The following is a 25340-nucleotide window of genomic DNA, read 5'->3' as shown; positions in this document are numbered from 1 at the left end:
GCCTTAATAGACGCGCTCTTTCGGCTCGATATACGACACTTCGTCGGTCAGGGTGAAGGTATTGACCGGACGATAGGTCAGATCAACGCCATAGCCCTTCTCGGTGTCGACCTTGGCGATCGTGTGCTTCATCCAGACTTCGTCATCACGCTTCGGATAATCTTCGTGGGCATGTGCACCACGCGATTCATGACGCGCTTCTGCCGAATTCATGGTTGCTGCGGCACAGGTCATGAGGTTCTCAAGCTCGAGAGTTTCGACCAGGTCCGAGTTCCAGATGAGGGAGCGATCCGAAACGCCGACGTCGGGAAGCGTCTTTGCGGTTTCAGCCAATTTGCCAACGCCTTCCTTGAGGATTTCCGAGGTCCGGAACACGCCGCAGTTGCCCTGCATGACGCGCTGCATTTCCAGACGGATATCCGCAGTCGGACGCGAACCCTTTGCCCAGCGCAGACGGTCGAAACGTGCAATCGCTTCGTCGCCATCGTTGGTTTTGAGTTCCTTGAACGATGCTTTGCTGTCGACCACTTCGGCGGCATGAAGACCACATGCACGGCCAAACACAACAAGGTCGAGCAGCGAGTTCGTACCCAGACGGTTTGCACCGTGGACCGACACGCAAGCTGCTTCACCCGCCGCCATCAGTCCCGGAACGATTGCGTTCGGATCATCAGCGGTCGGACGCAGAACTTCGCCCTTATAGTTGGTCGGAATACCGCCCATGTTGTAATGGACCGTCGGAAGAACCGGGATCGGCTCCTTGGTCGCATCAACACCGGCAAAGATTTTTGCGGTTTCGGTAATACCCGGCAGACGTTCCCACAGTACTTCCGAACCAAGATGTTCAAGATGCAGGTGGATATATTCGCCATGTTCGCCAACACCGCGACCATCACGGATTTCCTGTGCCATGCCGCGCGACACAACGTCACGCGATGCAAGGTCCTTAACGGTCGGCGCATAACGTTCCATGAAACGTTCGCCTTCGGAGTTGGTCAGGTAACCACCTTCGCCACGGGCACCTTCGGTGATCAGGCAGCCCGAACCGTAAATGCCGGTCGGGTGGAACTGAACGAATTCCATGTCCTGAAGACCAAGACCCGCACGGGCCACCATGCCATGACCGTCACCGGTACAGGTATGGGCCGAGGTGCAGCTGAAGAATGCACGGCCATAACCGCCAGATGCCAGAATGACCATCTTGGCGTTGAAACGGTGCAGTTCACCGGTATCAAGATCCCAGGCAACCAGACCTTTGCACGAACCATCGTCATCCATGATCAGATCAAGGGCGATATATTCGACAAAGAATTCGGCTTTGTGCTTCAGGCACTGCTGATAAAGGGTATGCAGCATGGCGTGACCGGTACGGTCAGCCGCAGCACAGGCACGTTCAACCGGCGCCTTGCCGTGGTCGCGGGTGTGACCACCGAACGGACGCTGATAGATTTTGCCATCTTCGGTCCGCGAGAACGGCATGCCGTAATGTTCAAGTTCATGAACCGCCGGAACGGCGTTACGGCACATATATTCGATCGCGTCCTGGTCACCAAGCCAGTCGGAACCCTTGACGGTGTCATACATATGCCACTGCCAGTGATCCTCGGACATGTTGCCAAGCGATGCACCGATACCGCCCTGGGCAGCAACGGTGTGCGAACGGGTCGGGAAGACCTTGGTGATACATGCGGTTTTCAGGCCGGCTTCAACCGTGCCCAGCGTCGCGCGAAGACCAGCGCCGCCCGCACCCATAACAACGACGTCGTAGTTATGGTCGATAATTTTATATGATTCAGTCATTGGCTCAGGCTCCGGCAAAAACGATACGCAGGACTGATACGATGGCTGCAACCGACAGGAACGCCGCAACAGCTTTGATCAGCATCAGCGAAATCACTTCTGCTTTACGGTTATGCACATAATCTTCGATCACGACCTGCAGGCCGTGCGTGAAATGCACAGCAACGCTGATGATCAGAAGGATCATCATGGTCGAGTGGAAGTACGAGCTCAACCAGGCGTGAACGGCATCGTAATCGGCCGTGTGCCCTGCAAGAATCGAAAGAATGAACCAGATGCCGAGCGGAAGGTTCGCAGCAGCCGTAACGCGCTGGGTCCACCAGTGCGAAGAGCCACTTTTGGCAGAACCGAGACCGCGGACACGGCCTAGATCGGATTGCATCTTCATGACAAGTTTGTCCCCTCTTGCCCGGCCTTAGGCCAGACCGATGATCCAGGTGATAATGGTCAGCACAACTGCCGCGCCAAGGACGATCGGGTTGCCTTTGGCAGCACCCTCATTCGTCAGGCCGCGACCGGTATCCCAGATCAGGTGACGGATACCGTTGCAAGCGTGGTAATAAAACGCCGCCGTCCAACCGAACAGCAGCAGCAGACCAAACCACGAGGTGAAAAATGCGTGATAGCCGTTAAAGGCGTCACGACCAGCGCCGGCACCAATCAGCCAGGACGCCAAAAATACGAAACCAATGGCAAGGCCGACACCCATCGCGCGGAAGGAGATGGACATCTTTGCCGTCATCGGAAGCCGGTACACCTGCAAGTGCGGAGACAGCGGCCGATTGGCTTTGCTCATAGCGGAATTGCCTCTTCTCAAAGTAGCTGGCGGGAAAGCAGGGTTTATTTACCCATGCAGCGGGTTTGAGTCAATCTGAACCCCTTCTAAATCCAAAGAATTCAGGACAAAAACGCCTCAACTGCCTCCGTTTAACTACGTAGGTTGACCTCTCAGACGCCGTAAACACCCCCGCGGGAAGGGTTCAATGAACAACACAGGGTCATCCATTTGACGCGCATACGACGTAACGTGGATTTAGCAATTGCACAATTAGACCTTCTTACGCAAGGAAACTGCCCCTGGTTCAGGCCGAATTTATTGCAAACACATGTGGATGCGATAACGCCTGATCAAGATCAGAACGCCAGACCGCGTCAAATTACCCCCGACATCACAAAAGAACGGTTAAGGAAAGCCGACCACAGCCCCGGACCAACACACAGTCGGAACAGGGGCCCGCACAAGGATCACCGCGGCATCAGCACCGTGTAATCGAAATCAAGCAACACATCGGGATGATATTTGCCATCCTCGCTACGCAGCGGGAAATCACTGGCCTGACGGTTGCGCACCGCAACAAGACGCAGACGCAACGCCCCCAGATCCCGCCTGCCCGGCAGCTCGAATTTTCCAAGCACCTCGGACCAGGCAAATACCGTATCCCCGGCAAAGGCCGGGTTGGCATGGGCCCCGGCATTGATCGCGGCAATCCGGAATGCATTGCCAAGCCCGTTGAATGAAAGTGCGCGCGCCAGTGAAATGATATGTCCGCCATAAATCAGGCGTTTGCCAAACCGGCCTTCATTGGCCGCCACCTGATCGAAATGGACCTTGGCAGTGTTTTGATAGAGTCGCGTCGCAATCTGATGTTCGGATTCTTCAAGCGTCATGCCATTAACATGATCGATCTTCTCGCCGACATAATAGTCATCCCAGCGATGTGGCGATCCGGCCAGCTGCGTTTCATAGGATGTCATCGCAAGACCGACAGGGATCTGAAACGCCTCGGGTGCGACCATCCCGGGCAATTCGGGCAAAACGGTTGCAGGGGCCGGGGCATTTTCATCGCGCTTGCGCACCATGACCCAGCGATTGTAATCGAGAACCATCTCGCCGCGCTGATTGCGTCCGACGGAATTGACATAAACCACACCGGTCTTGCCGTTTGAATTTTCCTTCAAGCCGATCACGGTTGAGACCGAACTGACCGTATCCCCCGGATAAACCGGCACCCCGAACACCCCGCCCGCATAGCCAAGATTGGCCACCGCATTAAGCGACACATCCGGTACGGTTTTGCCAAACACCATGTGAAAGGCCAAAAGATCATCGACCGGGGCCGACTGGAACCCGATAGAACGGGCAAATTCGTCCGATGACTGAACCGCAAAGCGCGGCCCGTAAAGCCCGGTATAAAGGGCGACATCACCACAGGTAATCGTGCGCGGTGTGGCGTGGCGGATTTCCTGTCCGATCTGGAAATCCTCAAAATAATTACCCGGATTGGTCTTTGACATTTCTAGCCTCCCTGAATGGCAAAGTTCCTGCAAATACGTTCCGCAATGATCCCGGACGGCCTTTTCATGCCTGTTTTGGGGATCGGACGCGGACCGTTTCGGCCCGATTTCAGCTCGCATCCATTTCGGAAATCAGATCGGCCATTGCCACCAGCTTCGTGGCCGACACCACATGCAGGTTTTCAATCAGCTTGCCATCCACCACGACAACCCCCTTGCCCGCGGCTACGGCTTCTTGGTGGGCGGCAATGATTTTCCGCGCCCAGTCAATTTCGCTTTGGGCCGGGGCAAAGGCCACATTGGCCGCCGCAATGGTTTTGGGATGAATAAGCGTCTTGCCATCAAAGCCAAGCTCGCGCCCCTGCTTGCAGGATGCCGCAAACCCGTCATCATCGCCCAGATCAAGATGCACACCATCCAGGATCGCCAACCCATAGGCCCGCGCGGCCAGCAGGCAAAGGCCAAGACTTGTGATCATTGGCAAACGGTCCGGCGTATGGGCACAGTTCAGATCCTTGGCCAGATCCGACGTCCCCATGACAAAGCCGCCCAGTCGCGGGTGCGCACCGGCTATTTCCTTGGCATTCAGCATCGCAAGCGGCGTTTCCATCATGCACCAGATGGTCATGCCGGCATGGGCCCCCTCGGCCTCCATGATATTGGCGACCTGACGGACCGTATCGGCACTTTCGACCTTGGGCAGCAGGATCGCATCGGCAGACGTCTTTGACGCCGCAACAATATCGGCATAGCCCCACGGGGTATTCAGGCCGTTGGTTCTGATCTGGATTTCACGTTTGCCATATCCGCCCTCGGCAAGGGCGGCGACGATCTGGTCGCGCGCGGTATCCTTGGCATCCGGGGCAACCGCATCCTCAAGATCAAGAATAAGGCCATCGGCCGGAAGGCTCCTGCCTTTTTCCAGTGCACGGGCATTCGATCCCGGCATATAAAGCACAGAGCGGCGCGGACGTGGGGCAGCAGCCATCAGGTTTCTCCCGTTTGATAATTTTCGTTCAATATTTGACGTTAATTTTTACGAAAATTACCCAAACTTGTTTTGCACTGCAAGTCACTTTTTGCACTGCATCATACCAAAATCACCACACAGGATCAGAACAGCCTGCTGATGTTCAGCCCGCCATCCGACGGGGCACTTTCCTGTTCGATGGTAACGACCGCACTCCGCCCGGCGACCAGCTTCACACCTTCGGGCACGTGATCAAGGGCAACGCGAACCGGAACGCGCTGGGCCAGCCGGACCCAGCTGAAGGTCGGTTTGACCTGTGCCAGACCGGCAGAACTGCCTGACCGTTCGCTATCCTGAATGCCGCTTGCGATGCTTGCGACATGGCCGTCAATCGGGCGGTCTTCACCCATCAGGCTGATCTTGACGCGATCGCCAATCGCAATGCGCGGCAATTTGTTTTCTTCGAAATAGCCAGCGACATAGAACGAACTGCTGTCGACAAGGGCGGCAATCGCGGTTCCGGCACCAACATAATTGCCCGGACGCAGCGAAAAGTTGGTAACCACACCATCCACCGGCGCCACAACGCGGGTGCGCGACAGATTCAATTCCGCCAGATCAAGATCGGCCTTAGCCAGATCAAGGGCGGCCTGAGCGGTTGCAAGGCCGGTTTTGACCTGTTCCTTTTTCTGGGCTGACACCACGGCACTATCAAGCCCGCCATAACGATTGACCTCGCGTGCGGCCTGATCACGGGCGGCCTTGGCACTTTCAAGTTTTGCACGCGCCTGATCGACGGCCACCTGATAGCGCGCGCCATCAATGGTGAACAAAACGTCCCCTGCCTTGACCGGCTGGTTGTCGGTGACCTTTACCTCGGCCACGAGCCCCGCGATGTCGGGCGCAATCGACACCACATCGGCACTGATCCGGCCATCACGGGTCCAGGGTTCGTTCATGTAATAATCATAAAGATGCACACCACCGGCAATGGCGGCGACAACAAGTAAAAGCGTAAATCCGATACGCAGGCTTTTGGTCAAAGCGGTTTTCATTTCATCACCTATTGAATGAACAGCGCCGAAAGTCCGGTCAGGATCAGCACATAAAGCGCAAGATCGGTCAGGGCGGGATGAACAGTTATTTTGTAAAAACCGATCCGCATCAGACCGATACGGGCAAGCGAAAGACATGCCCATGCTGCCAGTGCCAGTCCAAGCAATGCCGGAACAAACAGGCCATAGATATTAAGAGTTGGCGCAATCATGCGATTTCTCCGATTTCGGGGGACACGGGCATCGGGCGGGTCGCATTCCCTGCGGCGCGATCAAGTTTCGGCGCATCGGTTTTCGAAAGTGTCCGGCGCAATGCCACAAGCGGGATCAGAAGTTTTTGCCGCTGCTCGTCATCCTGCATGACGGTAACCAGTCCAAGGATGTTATCGACCTCGGCCAGGATTTTGGGATCCGGGGCACGGTCAAAATCATCAAGGCGGGCTTCGAAATGCCGGGCGATATTGCGCAACAGAACATCGATACGCGCGCTGATATCGCGATCAACAAACAGCCTGATCCGGCGCAGGTCATACAAACTTGCCGCAATCGAAACTTCGGGCATCACCCGGATCAGGGTTTCACGATGACGTGTCGCCATGGCAAGGCGTGGCAAAATCAATCCCTGACGGTCCAGAAGCCGACGGATCATCACCATACGGGCAATGTTCAACGTGCCCCGCGCGATCCCGGCAATGTCACGCCAGTTGGCCTGCACCAGTCCGCGGATAAAGCTGTCGACGGGCACCACCCGGACAAAGGCCGTGACAATCGCTGCCACACCAAACCCCGCCAGTGACGCAATCCCCCCGCCCAGCAAGGCAGACACATTGCTGCTATAGGCCGTATCAACATTCAGGATCATCACCACATTGACCAGCATCGCCAGTCCAAACCCATAGGTCTGCGGCGTTGCCATCAACACACCAAGCAAGATGAAATAAGGCGCAAAGGCCATGACCAGCAACGCAAACCCGTCAATCCCGGGCAGGATTGCCAGACTGTAAACCAGCACCACCGCCACCGACAGCGCGGTATAGCGAATGAACCCCTTAAGGGCCGGGACCGGGTTATCCAGAAACGACATGATGCTCGCCCCGACGGCGGCCATCATCGCTGCTGTCGATCCGCTTGGCCAACCTGATGCGATCCAGAAACCGCACACGATGACTGTGGCAATCAATGCGGTCAGCCCGCTGCGAAAGGCGGCACCATAATCGCGGTGCAGGGCCGATGCCCTGGCCCCTTCCTGCCAGCGATCAAGAACATCTGTCGGCACCTCGCCAGCACGGATACCGTCCCAAAGGGTGCGGCAATCATCATGGAAATCAAGGAAACGGTGCAACCGGTTGGCCAGATTGATCTGAAGCAGCCCTGCCCAGTCGCGCTCCTGTGCAACCCGCGCGGCAAAGACATCAATATCGTGATGAAGTGCACCTAACCGCCCCTGATCGTGGCTGGGGGCCTTGATGTGGGCCGTGATATTTTCAAGGATGGCGGTCACATCATCTGGCAGGGTGCCAAGTTCGCCCTTGATCGCAATCAGCCGGTCGTGAATGCCATACAAAACCGGAAGCAAAGCCGCGACCACGCTTTGCAGGGCATGCAACTGTCGGGTCCGCCCGGCAAAACCGGATTTTTCATATCCCAGATGCAAGGCAAGCCCGTGCAATTCCCCAAGATCAGCCGCAATGCGCGCGCGTTCATTATGCAGGCTGTCCGCATCGGTATCGGGATCAAAGCTTTGATCGGCCAGCTTGGCGACATCACCCATCCAGCCATCAATACGTGCGGCAATCACCGGACCGATATGACGGGGAAAAACGATATGGCTGACCAGCGTCGCACAGATAATGCCAAGACTGATTTCCTGGCAACGTGCAATCGCGGTCGTGAAAACCGCGGTCGGATCGCCAACGCACGGAAACCCGACAATGGCGGCTGTATAGCCCGCCAACATGAAAAGATAACTGCGCGGCGTACGATCAAGGCGCGACAGGAACAAACATCCCCCCACCCAGATCGCCAGCACCAGCGACAGCAAAACCGGCGCACTGACAAGATTGGGCACAAAAATGACCGCAGCCACCCCGCCCAGAATGGTGCCAAGAACGCGATAAACCGCCTTTGATGCCAGAACACCCGATAACGGGTGGGCGACGATATATACCGTCGCCATTGCCCAGACCGGGCGGTCCAGATCAAATGCAAGCGCAATGAAAAGTGCCAGGATCGATGCGGCAAATGTTTTAACGGAAAACAGCCAGTCGGTCGCTTTGGGGCGCAATGAAAGGATTGTGCTTAACATGCCACATCCTCCTACTCGGCCTTGTCACGCTGCGCCAACTGGTCAAGCAGGGCGCGCATGACTTCAAGGGTAATGTTGAGTTTTTCGGATGGAATATCGGCCGTAATTTCCCCGCGCAACGCACCCAGCAACACCTCGATCTCGGATGCCTTGTCTTTGCCCGCATCGGTAAGCGCCACCATCTTGGCCCGGCGGTCCGTCGGGTCACAGACCCGCGAAATCAATCCGTCCCGTTCAAGCTGATCGATGACCCGCACAAGTGACGGGCCTTCAACACCGATTTCGTCGGCAATCACGCCTTGCCGGACCGCACCGCGGCTGCGATGCAAAACAATCAACGGCATCACCATGGTTTGTGAAAGACCATGCGCGGCAAGGGTGCGATTGACTTCGCGCTGCCAGCAGCGGGCGACGCGCATCAACGCACTGCCAAGGGTCAAATAAGGGGTTTCAAGGTCAATGTTTTCCATGACCCTGATGATACCAGAAAATTAGTTAGGATTCTAACTATTATCATTCTATCAGTCATGCGCCGAATGCATAATGAAATTTAGCAACCACTAATGGTGGTCAAACAGATCCCCCGTCACCACATATAAGCGCAGAAACGATCCGGCATCGCCGCATGCCCGTATCATCAGAAAAAGCCGGTAAAAACACCGGGTGGGAGAAAAGCCTGGCTCCATCACCGGAGCCAAAATGTTCGCATCACTACCCATCACGCGATCTGGAATGAAAGCCGCGATCCTGACCCTGTTCATGCTGTGCCTGTACGCACAGATGACATCGGCCAGACCCCTTAAATTCAGCCTGATTTCCAAGGATATCGAAGATGTCAATTTTATCACCGCCTGGCGCGGCTGCCATGATGCGGCCCTGCGCAACGGTGATGAATGCCTGCATATGGGCGACACACAGATCGGCTATTTCCGCGGACAGCGCGATGCCATTCACAAGGCCATCGACATGAATGTCGACGGTATTGCGATTTCGGTAACCAATTCATCCTTCATCGCCCAGGACGGCCTGCCAAAAGCACACGCCAACAAAATCCCCGTCATCACGTTTGATTCCGATCTTGAAAATCCGGACCGCCATTTGCGCCGGACCTATATCGGGCCCGACAATTTTGAAATCGGCACCCGGCTTGCCGAATTGCTTAAATCTGTCCGCCCTGATGGCGCACGGATCTGCATCATCAGCGGCGGCCGCTTTGACCCCAATCTCAATGAACGGATTGCCGGCATTCGCCATACCTTGCGCGGGACACTTCCGGTTCCCGATGACATGCCAGCCCCCCTTCATCCGCCAGCAGCCCTTAAGGGGGAAAATGGCTGGCGCGAAGATGAACGCTGTCCGCTTTTCAATCGCGGTGACGAGGAACTCGGCCTTGCACAATTGTCCCAGGCAATTCAGAACCCGACACTTGATTTCATTGTGCCGGTCGGTGACTGGCTTCTCGGCGACACCAAACGGCTGAGCAAAATCATCACCGCATCGGGCCCGCGCGCACCCAAACTGTTCATGGCAACCGGCAGCCCGACCGACGAACAGGAAGAATTGACTGCCAATGGCACCATTGACGGCTATGTCGCCATTGATTTTTATCGGATCGGGGAACTGGTTTATCGCCAATTGCGCAATTATGCACTGGGGCAGAATGTCGTGATTGCCGAAGAACCCGCCCTTCAGGTCCGCCAAAGCAGCGCGCTTCTTGATCCGGAAAGCCAACCACCAATGTGACCATCCATTTGATCGGCACCGCAATGGCCTTCGCACATTTCGCACATATCGCTATTGCGGCTTGCCAAATATCCCGGTCATCAGCATCCCCGTGACATTGGGGACCTCGTTAAGGGCGCGGCCATTTGCCAGAAACACCACCACCGTATCCTGATCGGGGAACCATGAAAATTCGGCGGAATAGCCGAAATAGATCCCGTCATGCCCCCAAACCGGCCCCCAGTCACTTGACCCGATCATAAGCCCATAACCATAAGACCCTTCACCGGCAAAGGCCGCATCAGAAGTCGCACGCTTGATCGCATTGGGACCCAGCAACACCCCGTCAACAAACAGGGCACGGGCGAACTTTACCATATCCTCGGCCGTTGAAATCACACCGCCATCGGCCAGCTGATCGCCGACATCGAAATCCGTGACATCTTCAAGCTGCCCGTCCCCGTCCGCATCATCAAAGCCATGGGCCAAAAGATCCGGTCGCGGATAGCGGCCAAAGGATGTATTGGCCATTTCGGCCGGTTCGAAAATGCGGCGGTTAAATACCTTTTCGATATGATCGCCTTCGACCGCTTCGATCATCACGCCGAGCAGGATGAAATTGCTGTTTGACGGGGCATAGCTTTTCCCCGCTTCGAAATAGGCGTCCCGATCGGCAATCAATGGCAGCAACTCGACATTTCGCCAGCCATGCTGCGGATCACGCCCGACAAGCTGGAAAAAGAATTCCCCGTCAAGATAATCGGGAATACCTGAACTGTTGCGCAAAAGGTCACGAATGGTCGCATTTCGGGCATTGGCAATTCGGCCTTCGAATTCTTCGGGCAGATATTTGGCAATCGGATCGGACAGATTGATCCGTTTTTCCGATGCCAGTTGCAGGGTCACAACCGCCGTCATCATTTTGGTCAGCGACCCGATATAAAACTGCCGATCTGCCGTCATGCCGACATCGGGACCAACCGTTGCATATCCGCTGGCGGCATAGCGCACCTGTCCCGTGCCATATCCGATGCCGATCACCCCGCCCGGAAGCCCCGCATGTTCAAGATATTGATGCAAAAAGATCTCAAGCGGATCGCCCGGATCCTTGCCATTCCCCTGGGCGCTGGCCGTCCCGATGCCCGCGCCAACCACCATCACAGCCATCAGCCCGACAACACAGATCCGCGTTGCCAGTCGCCCGATACCGCCTTGTGCCTTTGTGAAAAACAGCCCCATCTGCCGCCCGCATTCCTTTTCCGGTCCGATCCGACCTGACAAACACGCCATTTTACGATGCGCCCTGTTCAATCCGCTCAATCCAGGCTGCCAATGCCGCCATCAGGTCCGCGGTCGCAACCTCGACCGGATCATCCCCCATCGCGTCATCGGCTGATGATATGCCTGATTTGTCTTTGCCCACAGTAAGGATATGGGCATTCATTACCATTTCCCAACCACTTGATGTCCCTGTAACAACATCCTCGATCTCGCGCGCGACCCGGCCTGCCCATTGCGGTGCATTGCCAATATCAAGAACCAGCATCGCGGCAATCCGGTCATGGCCCGGATCATCCGCCCGCCGCCCCGGCCAATCGGGAACCTTAAGGTCACCCGTCCTGTCTGCGCTCATCACCCGATCCCCCTGATCCTGATCCTGCCCCTGATCCTGAACCTAGCGCAGCGGAAAGGCGGTGTTGATCCGCCCGTCACGCAGCAACCCGATCGCGATCATGAAAACCCCGTCGGGATCATCACCCACACAAAGCCCGGCAGATGACGCGGCCTCCATCGGCCGGTTCAGTCCGCATTGCCACCAACCAGGCGATCCCGCCGGACAGTCCGTACGATTTTCATAGGCATAAAGGATCGATGCCACGATCTGATCATCGTCACAGCTGTCGGGAAAGATGCTTGAAAACTTCACCGGATCACGCCCACCCGATCCGCCCGACTTGGTATGGGGATTGGCGAAAGTCACCATGCCGGCATACACCCCGTTCGCATTGGCGGGCTGGGTGATGTCGACCGATCTGACCGATCCCGGATTAATCCCGTCCGGCCGGGCATGAAACCCGGCGGCACGGCCATTGGATTTCACTTCGCCACAAAACACATGCGCCAGATTGATCGCGGGCTCGGTATCGCTCCAATGCGGTTTGGCCGGGCAAATCTGATCAGCCCGAGCAATCCCCGACAGCATCAGAACGCACGATACCGCCCCGACCTGCAAAATCTGCGAGATCATTGAGACCCGTACCATCATCCGAGACCCGAACATGCCCAACGGAACGCCTCCTGATCGGCAAGGTTAAAGCTGTGAAAATTCAAGCCCGATCCGCAGTGCCAGCACACTGGCTGGCTCAAACCGCATCGGCACACCACCCAGTTTGCCGCCATGCCATTGCGCCTTGGTCAGAACAAACGCCCCCAGTGGCAAGGCATGACTGCCCCGGAAATTGACCAGTGCCCGGATTTCCTTGGGCTTGCGGATCGCCTCATCGCGCCACAGACAGTGATAGGCAAATAACGGCGTGCCCGACCGACGATCAAGGAACACAAACGGCACCTCGTAATGGCCCCAGCGCGCATAATACAGGCTTTCCATCCCGACACTCGATGTCAGAAACTGGGTCTGGATCGCGGTTTCGGCCAGTCGCGTGATCGTCGCACTATCAGATGCCCGCCCGCCAATCAGACCACTGCGCAATCCCGGATGGATCAGATGAACCTTGAACGCCACCGCACGCTGGAACGGCTTGGCATCCTGATCAACACGTTCCAGACGGCGCACAAGCCAGGCACTTTCAAGATATTCCAGATACCGGCGCAGCGTGTTTTTGGCGATATCAAGTTCGCGCGCCAATGTCTCAATCGAGAATTCCGACCCAGTATTATATGCCAGAAGCGCAAACAACCGATGCAAGTCCGACGGGCTTGAAATCCCGTGCAGCCCCGGCAGATCGGAATGAAGGGATCGGTGAATGGCCCCGGCTTCGCCATTGGCATCGTGGAAGCCGCCTTCATTGATGTAATCTTCAAACAGATCATTAAGCGCCACCAGACCGTCCGGCACATCGGCGGTATAACGCCCGACATTTGGCGTTTCGGGCAAAACGTCACTTGGGGCAATGCCCTTTTGCTCAAGATATTCGGCAAAGCTGAAGGGGGGTAAAAACAGGCTTTGAATATGCCCGGCACTGTCGGCACCGGGTGCGAGCGCACTAACCGCCACCACGCGCAGCATCGGATCGGCAACGATCAACCGTGCAAGCCGGTCCTCCCAATCACGCTGATAGGAAACCTCGTCGATAAAAAGCCATAACGGATGATCAGCCGAAATACCGCGCATCGATCGCAGTAATTTTGGCAAACGCGGCAGATCAATTTCCAGAAACAGCGGATGTTCCAGCGAGATATAGCAAACATGGCGTCTTGGCGTGTCGGCATTCAAAAGTTCGGCCACCGCCTGGCGCAACATCACGGTTTTGCCAACCCCGCGCGGGCCGGTCAGGACCACGGCCTTTTGCCCGTCATGCTTTTCAATGGCCGACCAGAACCGCTTGAAAAAGGCGCGCTGGGGCAATCCCTGCACCACATCATCGGTGACCCCGTCCCACCACGGATTATCCAACAGCAACCGGTGCAGGAAATCCTGTTCGCCGGGATGTTCAATCATGGTCGCCATGCATAATTCCCCAAAAGCAGCATCCCATATATGGGCCTTTTCGCCGACTTTGCCGGTAAAACCTTTAAATTAGGTATAGTGATAAACGCTATTTGGGAATTTTTCCGCAAGGAACTGCGAACAAAAAGAAAAACCGGATCACATATGTGATCCGGTTTTATGTTTGACGGCGACCTCATTGCGTTAAAACGCGAGGGGGGATTGGGGAAAGCTGAAACCGCCGTCAATCTTCTGGACCGTCAGGCCAAAGACTTATGCCTTTGGTTCTTCGGGTTTATTGGCATCATCACAGTCCTTTTTGGCGGCTTGCGATGCGTCGTCTTTTTTCATTTTCTCAAGTTCGGATGCGACCTGATAATCGCCGGACGCCACAAAGCTTTCCATCGATCCGGTGCGGCGTTCCAGATCGTCAAACTGCTCGCGCAGTTCTTCCATCCAGCTTTCTTCGTAATCGACACCCACGGTCGGGTTGTCATGCGTGTCATCGGTTTTGGCCGCACGGGCCTGGGCCTGGGCTTTGGCCTGGGCACGGCGCGATGATCCGCGCAACTTGCCACGCAATCCGTCAAACCATTCCGGATGATGCACATAGGCCCATGCAAGACCAAACAACATCACCCCGACCGGGAAACTGAAAATCAGGATCAGAATGAAAGCAACCAGAACCCCTTTGCGCGGAATGCCAAAGGCCTGGGAAATTCCCCGCGTGGTCCGCCCGATCACCCCGTGGCATTTCTTGCCATCGTGACTGTGATTGGCAAACCGGCATCCGTGACGCGCGTTTTTCGTGTGACCGCGCCCAAATCCGTTTCCGGCAGCAGCTTGCTGGGCAGTCATATCCTGTTCCTCCATTCGGCAACCTCGGCATCTAACAGGCGTTCAAGTGTTTCGACACGGGATTCAAGCTTCGCTGCCCGCTTTTTGAGCCCCGCCACCATTTCCTGTTCACGGGCGGTTTGTTCGGGGTTCTGTGCGCGTTGCTCTGCCTTCATCCGTTTCCAGACGGTGATGTAATGAAACACCACCCAGACCGGGCCAACAACGGCAACGAATACAATCAAGGGTACGGCAATCGCCCACATATCTGACAGCTTCTTCCTTGTGCTGGCCTACGTGCCGAAACACACAAACCAATGATTATTTATCTTTCTTTACGCGCGCCTTAAGCTCTTTGAGATCATCTTCGATCCCGAGCTCGGCTTCAAGATCCTCGAACTGCTCTTCAAGGCTCTGCCCGCGACCAAGGTCCCAGGAGTCCGCATTTGCTTCAAGCTCGTCAATCCGGCGTTCCATCTGCTCATAACGCAAAAGCGCTTCGTCAATCTGACCGGAATGAAGCTTTTCTTTCATTTTGACACGCTTTTCAGCGGTCTGCATACGGATTTCCACCGCACGCTGCTTGCCTTTTGCTTCATTGAGCTTGTTCTGCAACTTGTTGAGATCCTCGTCAAATTTGCCAAGGGTTTCCTCGATCACTTCAAGTTCGCGCTCAAGCACAACGCTCTGATCGGCCAGACGGCGGCGCGCCATTAGCGCCCCCTTGGCCAGATCATCGCGGCCCTTGGAAACAGCAAACTCGGCTTTGGTTTCCCATTCAAGCTGACCGTCATGCAGTTTTTTAAGCTTGCGCTCGACTTCCTTTTTATCGGCAATCGCCTTGACGGCAGCGGACCGGACTTCAACCAGCGTATCTTCCATTTCCTGGATCATCAGGCGCACCATTTTTTCCGGATCTTCGGCACGATCCAGAAGCGCGTTGATGTTGGCATTTACGATATCGGACAAACGCGAAAACACGCCCATTGTCTGATCTCCTTACTTCATCGGGGGACGGTAAAACTTCTGCATTCTCTATATCAAATGCCGTGCCAGTTTTGGAAATGAATAAAATCAATGACTTACAGATTCCCCACCTCTGGACATTACATTTATCGCGACATTATTGTCGTTTTCCGATAACGTTTTTCGCGAAATGGATAGCTTGCAACCGATATTGGGCGAAGATCCCGTATTTCTGGCCGCCCTCGAACATGTTTCGCGTCTGGCGCCGATTGATCGGCCGTGCCTTGTCATTGGCGAACGCGGATCGGGCAAGGAACTGATTGCCGCCCGCCTGCATTACCTCTCACGCCGCTGGGGTGGTCCGTTGGTCAAGGTCAATTGTGCGGCCCTATCGGAAACCCTGCTTGATACCGAACTGTTCGGCCACGAAGCCGGCGCCTTTACCGGGGCGACCAAACGTCATATCGGGCGGTTTGAACGTGCCCATGGCGGCACCATCATTCTTGATGAAATCGCCACCGCCAGCCCCGTGGTTCAGGAAAAGCTTCTGCGGGTTGTCGAATATGGTGAAATCGAACGCGTTGGCGGGTCGGACACCATTGATGTTGATACCCGCATCATTGGTGTGACAAATGAAAACCTGCGCGACCTGGCCAAAACCGGGAAGTTCCGCGCCGATCTTCTGGATCGCCTCGCCTTTGACGTCATCGCTGTACCACCACTCCGTCAAAGGTCTGATGATATCCTTTTGCTGGCCGAACAGTTCGCGCTTGATATGACCAAGCGCCTTGGCCGCACGGTTTTTGCGGGCTTTTCCGCCCATGCCACCCATCAGCTTTTGCACCATGACTGGCCAGGCAATATCCGCGAATTACGCAATGCGGTTGAACGCAGCATCTATCTTGCCGATGATGAAGACGCACCGCTTGCCACCATCAAACTCGATCCGTTTGAGGACATCTGGTCTGAAACCGCGCGCGCCCCTGAAAAACAGGTAAGCCCACCGGTCACCCCCAGCATACACGAAGCGATTGATTTCAAATCACAGGTCGCAGACTTCGAGATCAGACTGCTCGAACAGGCCCTCGCCCAAACCGCCAACAACCAGACCGAAGCCGCAAAGCTGCTCAATCTGAATTACCATCAGTTCCGCAGGCTTCTGGAAAAACACGGGCTTTCCCCTCGCGGCTAAGCACCACAATCTGTGCAATTCCACCGCTATCGGACAATTTCGGATTTTTATTGCACAGCAAAACACTTATAGGTTTAATTATATCAAATAATTCAACTACTTATATGAGATTTGTTTGATGTTGCCGTTTTTGCAGTTGCCGAAAACACACAAACCCGGTCGGAAAGCTGCTCGGATTCCTGTTTTCGCGACACTTGGCGTTTTCGCACTAACCACAACAGCAACCGCCGAAGAATGGCTGCTTACCCCTTACCTCCGCGCCGATCTGGGCTATTCAAGCACGATTGATGATGATGCTGATTCGACTGATTCGATCCGCGATACATGGGACACCGACCCACATACAGGCACGCGATATCAAGCTGGCGCCGGATTGAAGCTCAACAATTACCTTCGAACCGATCTGACGATTTCATATCGCGATAACATGGCAAATATGGATTCTTTCACCTTCAACAACAACACCGGTTCAACGCGCCAGGCTACCGGAGGTCGCCACAACACGTCTAATGTCACAACCATGTTGACTGGATTTATCGATCCGCTTGCAGCTTATGGCATCAATACCGGGGCCTTTTCGCCCTACATCCAGGCTGGCATTGGCTGGGCCCACAACAGCACGAAATCGACGGGTATTGGGGGCACCACTAATACAATTGATGGGGCGCAACATGATGATGTCGCCTGGCAAGCAGGCGCTGGCCTCAATTACGCGCTAACCGATCACTGGAAGATCGATTTTTCCTATCGCTATATCAATATGGGCGAAGCGCGCGCCAGCAAACATTTTACATCAGGCTCCGTCCCAAACGGCAGACTAACGCAGGAACTACGCTATGATCTGCATGCGCACGAAGTCATGCTGGGCCTGCAATATCAGTTCTGATCACGCCAAACGACGACATCCTGAAATCACCTGATCTATGCAGAAACCCCGGACCACGATATTCTCGCGGTTCGGGGTGTTTTGCTTTGTCTTTCGTATATTGATTGCCAAATACGCCCCGCCTACCAGCGACAGGATGGAGAGCTATGTATCAGCCAAGAACACCGGGTTACCGAAAGAGTGATCCGGCGATGCGCTGGGAGTTGCCCGATCGCGTGTTCTTTGCCTGTGGTGCTTGCCACATCCTCGCCCATGCATTTCTCATGCGCTACGGCACAGAAGACATGACGCCTTTATGGCTTCACCCGCGCAGTGGCTTTGCAGGAAATCACATCGCTATTGCCTGGAATGACCGGATTTTTGATTATCATGGCTACAGTCACCGACAAACTTTCATTGATCATTACTTTCGCCGTGCTCGGCAATGTTTCGTTGGCTGGGACGCAGAGATTAAGCCAATCCCGCGCGACGTACTGATTTCTGAAGAAAAATCTCGGCAAATCGATGGCCTATGGTTACGCGAACCAAAACAGTTCCTTCACGACGCCCTACCCCGTGCTGAACGATTTCTTGATCGTTTTGCGCCACCACCAAACACTTCCCTGCGGAGCGCCCCAAAATGAAAACACCCAGTTCGCCGCAAATCCCGCTCCGTGCCGTTTTCATGCGCGGCGGGACAAGCCGGGCACTGTTTTTCCGGGCCGAAGACCTGCCGGAAGCCGGACCGACGCGCGATTCCATGATTCTGGCAGCCATGGGCAGCCCCGATCCCAACAAGCGCCAGCTCGATGGCATGGGGGCCGGAACATCGTCGACGTCAAAAATCGCCATCATCGCCAAATCATCGCGCGATGATGCCGATATTGATTACACATTCGGGCAGGTTTCGATCGATGCACCGGTGATCAGCTACAAGGGCAATTGCGGCAATATCTCCTCGGCTGTCGGCCCCTATGCGGTTGAGGAAGGTCTGGTCAAAACCACGGGTGATCAGGCCATTGTGCGCATCCACAACACCAATACCGGCAAGATTATCGTCGCAACCTTTGCGCTTCAGGATGGCTTGCCGATGGTCGATGGCGATTTCGCCCTTGATGGGGTCGGCGGCACCCATGCGCCGATCGCGCTTTCCTTCCTTGAACCGGGCGGTTCCAGCACCGGCAAGACACTGCCGACCGGCAAGGCATCGGAGCTTCTGGAAACCGACGGATTTGGCGCGATTGAAGTATCCCTGATTGATGTCAGCAACCCGATTGCCTGCGTGCGCGCATCCGATCTGGGTCTGACAGGTCGCGAAAGCCCGGCCGGGATTACCGCATCTGACGGATTGCTTGACCGTATCGAGACCCTTCGCATTTCCGCCGCCGTCCGCATGGGGATTTGTAGCCGTGAAGAAGCCCAAACCAGCGTGCGCAACCTGCCACAAATCGCCATCGTGTCGCCGCCAACCAACGATGATAGCGCTAACATCAATATTGTCGTGCGGATGATTTCAACCGGACAGGCCCACGCATCAAGCCCGATCACCGGCGGCATGTGTCTGGCCGCAACCATGCGACTAACCGGATCGGTCGCCCATCAAATAGCACGTCACAACAGCGTCACCGATCAGCCGCTGACCATTGCGCACCCGTCGGGCACACTGGTGCTTGATGCCGATATCACCGGCACCACGGCCGATGACTTTACGGTCAATTCCGTCACCGTCTTCCGATCCGCCCGTCGCCTGATGCAGGGTGAAGTGATGGTGCCGCGTCACCGGATTTCCGGTGACGCCTGATCGCCCCTAGTCGGCCAGTGATCGTGCAATCACCATGCGCTGGATATCGGATGTGCCTTCGTAAATCTGGCAGACCCGGACATCGCGATAGATGCGCTCGACCGGGAAGTCTTTAAGATAGCCATATCCGCCATGAATCTGGATCGCGGCTGAACAAACTTCCTCGGCAATTTCGGATGCGAACATCTTGGCCATGCAGGCCTCGGTCAAACAGGGTTTGTGATCATCGCGCAGTTCGGCCGCACGATGAACCAGAAGCCGTGCGGCATCAATCTTGGTCGCCATATCGGCAAGGCGGAAGGCCACGGCCTGATGTTCAATGATCTTTTTGCCGAATGTTTCGCGCTCATTGGCGTAATCACGTGCCGCTTCAAATGCCGCACGTGCCATGCCAACCGACTGGGCGGCAATGCCGATGCGCCCGCCTTCCAGATTGGCCAGTGCGATTTTATAACCCTGTCCTTCCTCGCCCAGCATATTTTCATCGGGCACCCGGCATTCGACAAAGGTGATCTGGCAGGTATCGGATGCATTCTGACCCAGCTTTTCCTCAACCCGCGACACCACATAGCCCGGTGTATCGGTCGGCACGATAAAGGCTGAAATGCCGCGTTTACCTGCGGCCGGGTCGGTTACCGCAAAGACGATGGCAATGTCACCTTCGGAGCCGGATGTAATAAATTGCTTTGCCCCGTTGATGATCCAGTGATCGCCATCGCGCACCGCACGGGTTTTAAGCGCGCTGGCATCGGACCCGGCCTGTGGCTCGGTCAGGCAGAATGCACCGATCTTTTCGCCCTGCGCCATCGGGACCAGGAATTTCTGTTTCTGTTCTTCGGTGCCGAATTTCAGGATCGGCATGCAGCCGACCGAATTATGCACCGACATGATGGTCGATGTTGCCCCGTCACCCGCAGCAATTTCTTCGAGCGCCAGCGCATATGCGACATGATCCATGCCCGCCCCGCCATATTCGTCGGGCACCAGCATGCCAAGAAAGCCCAACTCGCCCAGACCGGCTATCGCCTCGGCCGGGAAAGTGTGATGGGTATCCCATTTTGCAGCATTGGGTTTGAGTTCATTTTCGGCGAACTCGCGCGCGGTATCGCGCACCATGATCTGATGTTCTTCCAACCGCATGGCGGTGCCCCTCCCGGTTGGGCGACGCACCGGCCATGCGATCAAAACAGGCTGTGACCCCGTGGGTCACCCGCAGATCAGACCGGGCTTATTCTTCGCCCTTGATAAACTTGTCCTGTTCGGCGTCGAAACGCCACAGGATGCCTTCTTTCATGCCGTACCACCAACCATGAAGGTTAAGATCGCCGGCTTCGACCCGTTCCTTGATGAACGGGAACGACATCAGGTTTTGCAACGAATTGCGAATTGAATGACGCGAAACCTTGTCGACATCAGGGCCATGATGCAGGCAGCATTTTGCAATACTGACCCATTCACCGATAAAGTCGCGGTCCGGCACTTTGCCGGCCTCGCCATGTTCGACCAGTGCCGCCATGCCCCCACAGGCCGAGTGACCGAGAATCACGATATCCTTGACCTTAAGGTCGCGGACCGCAAATTCGATCGCCGAGGAGGTGCCGTGATAGTTTTCATCGGGCTCATAGGGCGGAACAAGGTTTGCCACATTTCGAATAACAAACATTTCGCCCGGTTCGGCATTGGTCAGGATGGCCGGATCAACCCGGGAGTCCGAACATGCAATCAGAAGCACTTCGGGCTTCTGGCCCATATTCACCAGATCTTCAACGCGTTCAGGGCGCTGTTCGTAATACATCGCCTTGAAGCTTTTAAAGCCGGCAAGCATCCGATCCACAGTCGACTTTGTCATCGCGCGAATTCCTCTATTCCATCGTTATGTCTGGCGACAAAATAAGGTGAATTCGCGCAAGTTGGTAGCCCCCAATCTCAGACTTTTTAGAACCGGTTTAAACTAAATCACAACGCCGTTCAGATCAGCTCGATCGCAACCGCCGTTGCCTCGCCCCCACCGATGCAAAGTGATGCCACGCCCTTTGACCCGCCATGGGTTTTAAGCGCATGGATCAGGGTCACCAGCAAACGCGCACCGGTTGCGCCAATCGGATGGCCCAGCGCACAGGCACCGCCATGGACATTGACCTTGCCGTGATCAAGCTCAAGATCGCGCATGGCGGCCATGGCAACAACGGCAAAGGCCTCGTTGATTTCCCAAAGATCGACGTCATCCTTGCCCCAGCCGGCCTTGGCCAGAACCTTTTTGATCGAGTCAATCGGGGCGGTTGTGAACCAGCACGGTTCCTGCGCGTGGGTGGCCTGACCAACGATCTTGGCAAGCGGCGTCAGCCCGCGCTTTTTGGCCTCGGACGCACGCATCATCACAAGGGCAGCCGCCCCATCGGAAATCGATGCCGAATGCGCGGCGGTCACCGTGCCATCCTTGGCAAAGGCCGGACGCAGGGTCGGGATTTTTTCCGGTTTGGCTTTTGGCGGCTGTTCATCGGCATCAATGGTGACCTCGCCCTTGCGGGTGGTGAAGGTTACCGGGGTGATTTCATCCTTGAAATGGCCGGCGCTGGCCGCATTCTGCGCACGGGTCAGGGACGTGATGGCATAGTCGTCCTGTGCCTCGCGGCTAAAACCGTATTTCTCCGCCGTTGCCTCGGCAAAGGTGCCCATGGCCCGGCCCTTGTCATAGGCATCTTCAAGACCATCAAGCGCCATGTGATCATAGACAACATCATGACCATATTTGTTGCCAGACCGCATTTTCGGCAGAAGAAACGGCGCATTGGTCATGCTTTCCATGCCCCCCACCACCATGACATCGGCCCCGCCGGCAACCAGCGTATCATGGGCAAACATCACGGCTTTCATGCCTGATCCGCACATCTTGTTGATCGTGGTCGCCCCGGCCGAACGCGGGATACCGGCATTCCAGGCCGCCTGGCGCGCCGGGGCCTGTCCCTGACCGGCGGGAAGAACATTGCCCATGATGACTTCGTCAATGTCATCTGGCGAAACACCACCGCGCTCAAGTGCTGCCTTGATGGCAACACCGCCAAGCTCGGCCGCAGTAACGGTGGCAAAATCGCCCTGCAAACCGCCCATGGCGGTACGGGCGCACGATACGATAACAACCGGATCGGAACTGGTCATGATGTGGGTCCTTGTGGTCTTTCTGGGTGATCAGTTAACGGGAAACCGCAATTATGCGGTTTCACCAAACAGTTCACGGCCAATCAGCATACGGCGGATTTCGCTGGTACCTGCCCCGATTTCGTAAAGCTTGGCATCGCGCAGCAACCGGCCGGTCGGATATTCATTAATATAGCCGTTGCCACCGAGGGTCTGAATGGCTTCAAGCGCCATCCAGGTGGCCTTTTCGGCGGCATACAGGATCACACCGGCCGCATCCTTGCGCGATGTTTCACCGCGATCGCACGCCTTGGCGACCTCATAGACATAGGCACGGCAGGCATTCATGGTCGTATACATATCGGCGATTTTACCCTGCATCAGCTGGAATTCGCCAATCGCCTTGCCGAACTGTTTGCGTTCATGGATATAGGGCACAACCACATCCATGCAGGCCCGCATGATCCCGGTGGGGCCAGCTGCCAGAACCGCACGTTCGTAATCAAGGCCGCTCATCAACACGCGGACACCGCCATTAAGCTGACCCAGAATGTTTTCTTCGGGCACTTCGCAATCTTCAAATACCAGCTCACAGGTGTTCGAACCGCGCATCCCCAGTTTGTCGAGCTTTTGCGCCGTCGAGAACCCCTTGAAGGTTTTTTCGATGATAAAGGCCGTAATGCCCTTGGGTCCGGCATCCATATCGGTTTTGGCATAGACAACCAAGGTATCGGCATCCGGGCCGTTGGTAATCCACATCTTGTTGCCATTGAGGATGAAACGATCGCCCTTTTTCTCGGCGCGAAGCTTCATCGATACCACGTCCGAACCAGCGCCCGGCTCGCTCATGGCAAGGGCCCCGATATGTTCGCCGCTGATCAGTTTGGGCAGGTATTTTGCCTTTTGCTCAGCATTGGCGTTGCGTTTGATCTGGTTGACGCACAGGTTGGAATGCGCCCCATATGAAAGCGCAACCGAAGCCGAAGCCCGGCTGATTTCTTCCATCGCGATCACATGTTCGAGATAGCCAAGACCCGTACCGCCATCTTCTTCGGGAACCGTCATGCCCAAAAGGCCAAGATCCCCGAATTTGCGCCACAGATCGTTGGGGAACTGGTTGGTTTCATCGATTTCTGCCGCGCGCGGGGCGATTTCGGCCTCGGCAAAGGATGAAACAGTTTCGCGGATCGCGTCCGCGGTTTCGCCAAGATCAAATTTCAATCCGGGAAATTCGAAAAATGCCATGATGACGTTCCTGCCTGACTGGGTTTGATTATTAGGTAAATTTTATCAATTGATGGAATTATGCAGCGCTATCTAATAGTTCCGGCGGCAGCTTCATGACCTTGAGCGTCTGAAGCGAGGTCGCGCACAGAACCGGCTCGCTATTCCTCATACCAAAGATATCGATGCGGGTGACGATGATCGATCGCCCGCGCGAGACAACCTCGCCGACGGCACGCAAATGATCACCCTGCCCCGGGGCGACGATATTGAGCTTGTATTCAATCGTCAGCATCCCCTGATCGGCTTCAATCAGACTCCATCCGGCAAAACCGCCGGCAATATCGGCAAGCCCTGCGATCAGACCGCCATGGAAATAGCCGTTATGCTGGATCAGATCAGCCCGCGACGGCACGATGACTTCAACCCGGCCCGGTTTAACATCGGCAACTTCGGCCCCGATCGACAGATTATAGGGCTGTTGTGCGAAGCGTTTGCGGACTTCAGCATCAAAATCGGGATTTTGCGGTTCGAACTGTGCCATATCGCGGTCCTAAGAAGTCACGGTCCTGAGAAGAAGGCAGATACCCGTTGCGGGTATCGCGGGAGAATGCGACTCCCTTGTAGTTGACGTTAACGTTAACGTCAAATCAAATCCGCATAGCTCTACCACTTTATCTCAAAACCCGCCCTTGCCAGCATTCCTGAGCCCCTATCAACCGGAAAACGCGCCGTTTTCGCGATCCGCAAACTCCAACTCACCCGATCACGCTATCCCGGTGACAACATGCATCCGGTTTGATGCGCGAGGCGTCGTATCGGGCGGGGTGGGACAGACGGTTCCCCGGGCAAGCAATTCCGGGACAAGCAATTGCTGGGTGAGCAATGATTTGGGGAGTAATGGCTTGCGGCGTAGGTGTGGGTGTGGGTGTGGGTGTGGGTGTGGGTGCGGGGCCATGGGTTTGCGGGCGCGTGTTTGTGGCCATGGGTTTGGGGGCGACGGATTTGGCGCCAGTTTGCTGAGGCGTCATTTCCGCAAGGCGACGGCTGGTGCCGGGTGGCTTTGGGTGGTGCCGCGTGATGTTGCGTGATGCCGCGTGGTGTTGCGTGATGTCGCGTGATGCCGCGTGATGCCGCGTGGTTTTGGATGGTGTTAGGCGTTTTGGGTGGCGCGGGGAAACGGATGGTTTGGGTGCCCGATGAAAGGCGCTCCGGGCTGCATCTCATGCGGTGGGCATCGGAGAGCTGCTGGGGACGGCAGGCGGGTGATGCGGGCTTTTGCGCCGCGGCACGAGGGTCGCGGGTAGAGGATCGAGGCCGCGGGTCGTTGAACGGTGATCAGAGGCCAGAATGTGTTGACCGAGGGTGGCTTGGTGGCCGGATGGCGATGGTCGCCGGTGTGTGGTGGTCGGAGGGCACTGGCCGACGGTGTATGGTACTCAGAGGGCGTTGACCGCAGGTGGCTGATGGCCGCAGATGCGTGGTGGTCAGAGGTCGCAGGCTCGT

Annotated in this window: 26 protein-coding genes; 5 read left to right on the top strand and 21 right to left on the bottom strand. The window is 55.9% G+C overall.

Going from position 1 to position 25340, the window contains the following annotated elements; all coding sequences use genetic code 11:
• Positions 1-3 precede the first annotated feature (3 nt).
• From sdhA to CU041_RS00090, 9 genes are all read right to left on the bottom strand, one after another.
• Positions 4-1800, bottom strand: a complete 1797-nt coding sequence (sdhA, locus tag CU041_RS00130; RefSeq protein ID WP_101245256.1) for a succinate dehydrogenase flavoprotein subunit — start codon at positions 1798-1800, stop codon at positions 4-6.
• Between the two features lie 4 nt (positions 1801-1804).
• On the bottom strand, positions 1805-2188 hold the full coding sequence (gene sdhD / locus CU041_RS00125) for a succinate dehydrogenase, hydrophobic membrane anchor protein (protein WP_101245255.1): 384 nt from the start codon (positions 2186-2188) through the stop codon (positions 1805-1807).
• A 27-nt stretch (positions 2189-2215) separates the two neighbouring features.
• Positions 2216-2596: a succinate dehydrogenase, cytochrome b556 subunit gene (gene sdhC / locus CU041_RS00120; protein ID WP_101245254.1), complete on the bottom strand. Its 381-nt coding sequence runs from the start codon at positions 2594-2596 to the stop codon at positions 2216-2218.
• Between the two features lie 449 nt (positions 2597-3045).
• Positions 3046-4095: a MaoC family dehydratase gene (locus CU041_RS00115; RefSeq protein WP_101245253.1), complete on the bottom strand. Its 1050-nt coding sequence runs from the start codon at positions 4093-4095 to the stop codon at positions 3046-3048.
• Positions 4096-4204: 109 nt separating this feature from the next.
• Positions 4205-5083 carry an HpcH/HpaI aldolase/citrate lyase family protein gene (locus CU041_RS00110; RefSeq protein ID WP_101245252.1) on the bottom strand — a complete coding sequence of 293 codons (879 nt, stop codon included), beginning with the start codon at positions 5081-5083 and terminating at the stop codon, positions 4205-4207.
• Between the two features lie 125 nt (positions 5084-5208).
• Positions 5209-6120 (bottom strand): efflux RND transporter periplasmic adaptor subunit, encoded by a 912-nt coding sequence (locus CU041_RS00105; protein ID WP_101245251.1) that lies wholly within the window; start codon positions 6118-6120, stop codon positions 5209-5211.
• Positions 6121-6128: 8 nt separating this feature from the next.
• Positions 6129-6332: a DUF1656 domain-containing protein gene (locus CU041_RS00100; RefSeq protein ID WP_101245250.1), complete on the bottom strand. Its 204-nt coding sequence runs from the start codon at positions 6330-6332 to the stop codon at positions 6129-6131.
• On the bottom strand, positions 6329-8425 hold the full coding sequence (locus tag CU041_RS00095) for an FUSC family protein (protein ID WP_101245249.1): 2097 nt from the start codon (positions 8423-8425) through the stop codon (positions 6329-6331). The genes CU041_RS00100 and CU041_RS00095 overlap by 4 nt, the downstream gene beginning before the upstream one ends.
• 11 nt (positions 8426-8436) lie before the next feature.
• Positions 8437-8895 (bottom strand): MarR family winged helix-turn-helix transcriptional regulator, encoded by a 459-nt coding sequence (locus CU041_RS00090; protein ID WP_101245248.1) that lies wholly within the window; start codon positions 8893-8895, stop codon positions 8437-8439.
• Between the two features lie 229 nt (positions 8896-9124).
• On the opposite strand from CU041_RS00090, the gene CU041_RS00085 reads away from it, so the two are divergent.
• On the top strand, positions 9125-10168 hold the full coding sequence (locus CU041_RS00085; protein ID WP_101245247.1) for a substrate-binding domain-containing protein: 1044 nt from the start codon (positions 9125-9127) through the stop codon (positions 10166-10168).
• Positions 10169-10219: 51 nt separating this feature from the next.
• Here CU041_RS00085 and CU041_RS00080 read toward each other — a convergent pair whose 3' ends face one another.
• The 7 genes from CU041_RS00080 to pspA form a co-directional block, all read right to left on the bottom strand.
• The gene (locus CU041_RS00080) at positions 10220-11386 is read right to left on the bottom strand and encodes a serine hydrolase domain-containing protein (RefSeq protein WP_233432956.1); all 1167 of its coding nucleotides are present in this window, start codon (positions 11384-11386) and stop codon (positions 10220-10222) included.
• Between the two features lie 52 nt (positions 11387-11438).
• Positions 11439-11780, bottom strand: coding sequence for a hypothetical protein (locus CU041_RS00075; RefSeq protein WP_101245246.1), 342 nt, complete (start codon positions 11778-11780; stop codon positions 11439-11441).
• A 42-nt stretch (positions 11781-11822) separates the two neighbouring features.
• The gene (locus CU041_RS00070; protein WP_212733746.1) at positions 11823-12413 is read right to left on the bottom strand and encodes an EndoU domain-containing protein; all 591 of its coding nucleotides are present in this window, start codon (positions 12411-12413) and stop codon (positions 11823-11825) included.
• A 45-nt stretch (positions 12414-12458) separates the two neighbouring features.
• The gene (locus tag CU041_RS00065; protein WP_101245244.1) at positions 12459-13835 is read right to left on the bottom strand and encodes an ATP-binding protein; all 1377 of its coding nucleotides are present in this window, start codon (positions 13833-13835) and stop codon (positions 12459-12461) included.
• A 252-nt stretch (positions 13836-14087) separates the two neighbouring features.
• Complete coding sequence (locus CU041_RS00060) at positions 14088-14672, bottom strand: hypothetical protein (protein WP_101245846.1); 585 nt, start codon at positions 14670-14672, stop codon at positions 14088-14090.
• A complete protein-coding gene (gene pspB, locus CU041_RS00055) occupies positions 14669-14917 on the bottom strand; it encodes an envelope stress response membrane protein PspB (RefSeq protein WP_101245243.1) in 249 nt (82 codons plus the stop codon). Before pspB ends, CU041_RS00060 begins: the two co-directional genes overlap by 4 nt.
• Before the next feature lie 55 nt (positions 14918-14972).
• Positions 14973-15638 (bottom strand): phage shock protein PspA, encoded by a 666-nt coding sequence (gene pspA, locus CU041_RS00050; protein ID WP_101245242.1) that lies wholly within the window; start codon positions 15636-15638, stop codon positions 14973-14975.
• Between the two features lie 169 nt (positions 15639-15807).
• On the opposite strand from pspA, the gene pspF reads away from it, so the two are divergent.
• The 4 genes from pspF to CU041_RS00030 all read left to right on the top strand — a co-directional run bounded on the left by pspF (position 15808) and on the right by CU041_RS00030 (position 19475).
• Positions 15808-16809: a phage shock protein operon transcriptional activator gene (gene pspF, locus CU041_RS00045; protein ID WP_101245241.1), complete on the top strand. Its 1002-nt coding sequence runs from the start codon at positions 15808-15810 to the stop codon at positions 16807-16809.
• Between the two features lie 118 nt (positions 16810-16927).
• Complete coding sequence (locus tag CU041_RS00040; protein ID WP_101245240.1) at positions 16928-17695, top strand: outer membrane protein; 768 nt, start codon at positions 16928-16930, stop codon at positions 17693-17695.
• Positions 17696-17841: 146 nt separating this feature from the next.
• On the top strand, positions 17842-18318 hold the full coding sequence (locus CU041_RS00035) for a hypothetical protein (RefSeq protein WP_233432955.1): 477 nt from the start codon (positions 17842-17844) through the stop codon (positions 18316-18318).
• Entirely contained in the window at positions 18315-19475 is a 1161-nt protein-coding gene (locus CU041_RS00030) for a 2-methylaconitate cis-trans isomerase PrpF family protein (protein ID WP_101245238.1), read from the top strand. Before CU041_RS00035 ends, CU041_RS00030 begins: the two co-directional genes overlap by 4 nt.
• Before the next feature lie 6 nt (positions 19476-19481).
• Here the strand turns inward: CU041_RS00030 and CU041_RS00025 are convergent, their stop codons facing one another.
• The 5 genes from CU041_RS00025 to CU041_RS00005 all read right to left on the bottom strand — a co-directional run bounded on the left by CU041_RS00025 (position 19482) and on the right by CU041_RS00005 (position 24378).
• Positions 19482-20615 (bottom strand): acyl-CoA dehydrogenase, encoded by a 1134-nt coding sequence (locus tag CU041_RS00025; RefSeq protein ID WP_101245237.1) that lies wholly within the window; start codon positions 20613-20615, stop codon positions 19482-19484.
• A gap of 88 nt (positions 20616-20703) precedes the next feature.
• Positions 20704-21324 carry a carbonic anhydrase gene (locus tag CU041_RS00020; RefSeq protein ID WP_101245236.1) on the bottom strand — a complete coding sequence of 207 codons (621 nt, stop codon included), beginning with the start codon at positions 21322-21324 and terminating at the stop codon, positions 20704-20706.
• A gap of 119 nt (positions 21325-21443) precedes the next feature.
• Positions 21444-22631 carry an acetyl-CoA C-acyltransferase gene (locus CU041_RS00015; protein WP_101245235.1) on the bottom strand — a complete coding sequence of 396 codons (1188 nt, stop codon included), beginning with the start codon at positions 22629-22631 and terminating at the stop codon, positions 21444-21446.
• 51 nt (positions 22632-22682) lie between these two features.
• A complete protein-coding gene (locus tag CU041_RS00010) occupies positions 22683-23855 on the bottom strand; it encodes an isovaleryl-CoA dehydrogenase (protein WP_101245234.1) in 1173 nt (390 codons plus the stop codon).
• A 58-nt stretch (positions 23856-23913) separates the two neighbouring features.
• The gene (locus CU041_RS00005; RefSeq protein ID WP_101245233.1) at positions 23914-24378 is read right to left on the bottom strand and encodes a PaaI family thioesterase; all 465 of its coding nucleotides are present in this window, start codon (positions 24376-24378) and stop codon (positions 23914-23916) included.
• Between the last annotated feature and the right edge of the window lie 962 nt (positions 24379-25340).

It is taken from the genome of Thalassospira povalilytica (assembly GCF_002844235.1).
Classification (GTDB): domain Bacteria; phylum Pseudomonadota; class Alphaproteobacteria; order Rhodospirillales; family Thalassospiraceae; genus Thalassospira; species Thalassospira povalilytica.
The sequence above is the reverse complement of the archived record's forward strand: the minus strand, read 5'-3'. Positions and strand labels throughout refer to the sequence as shown.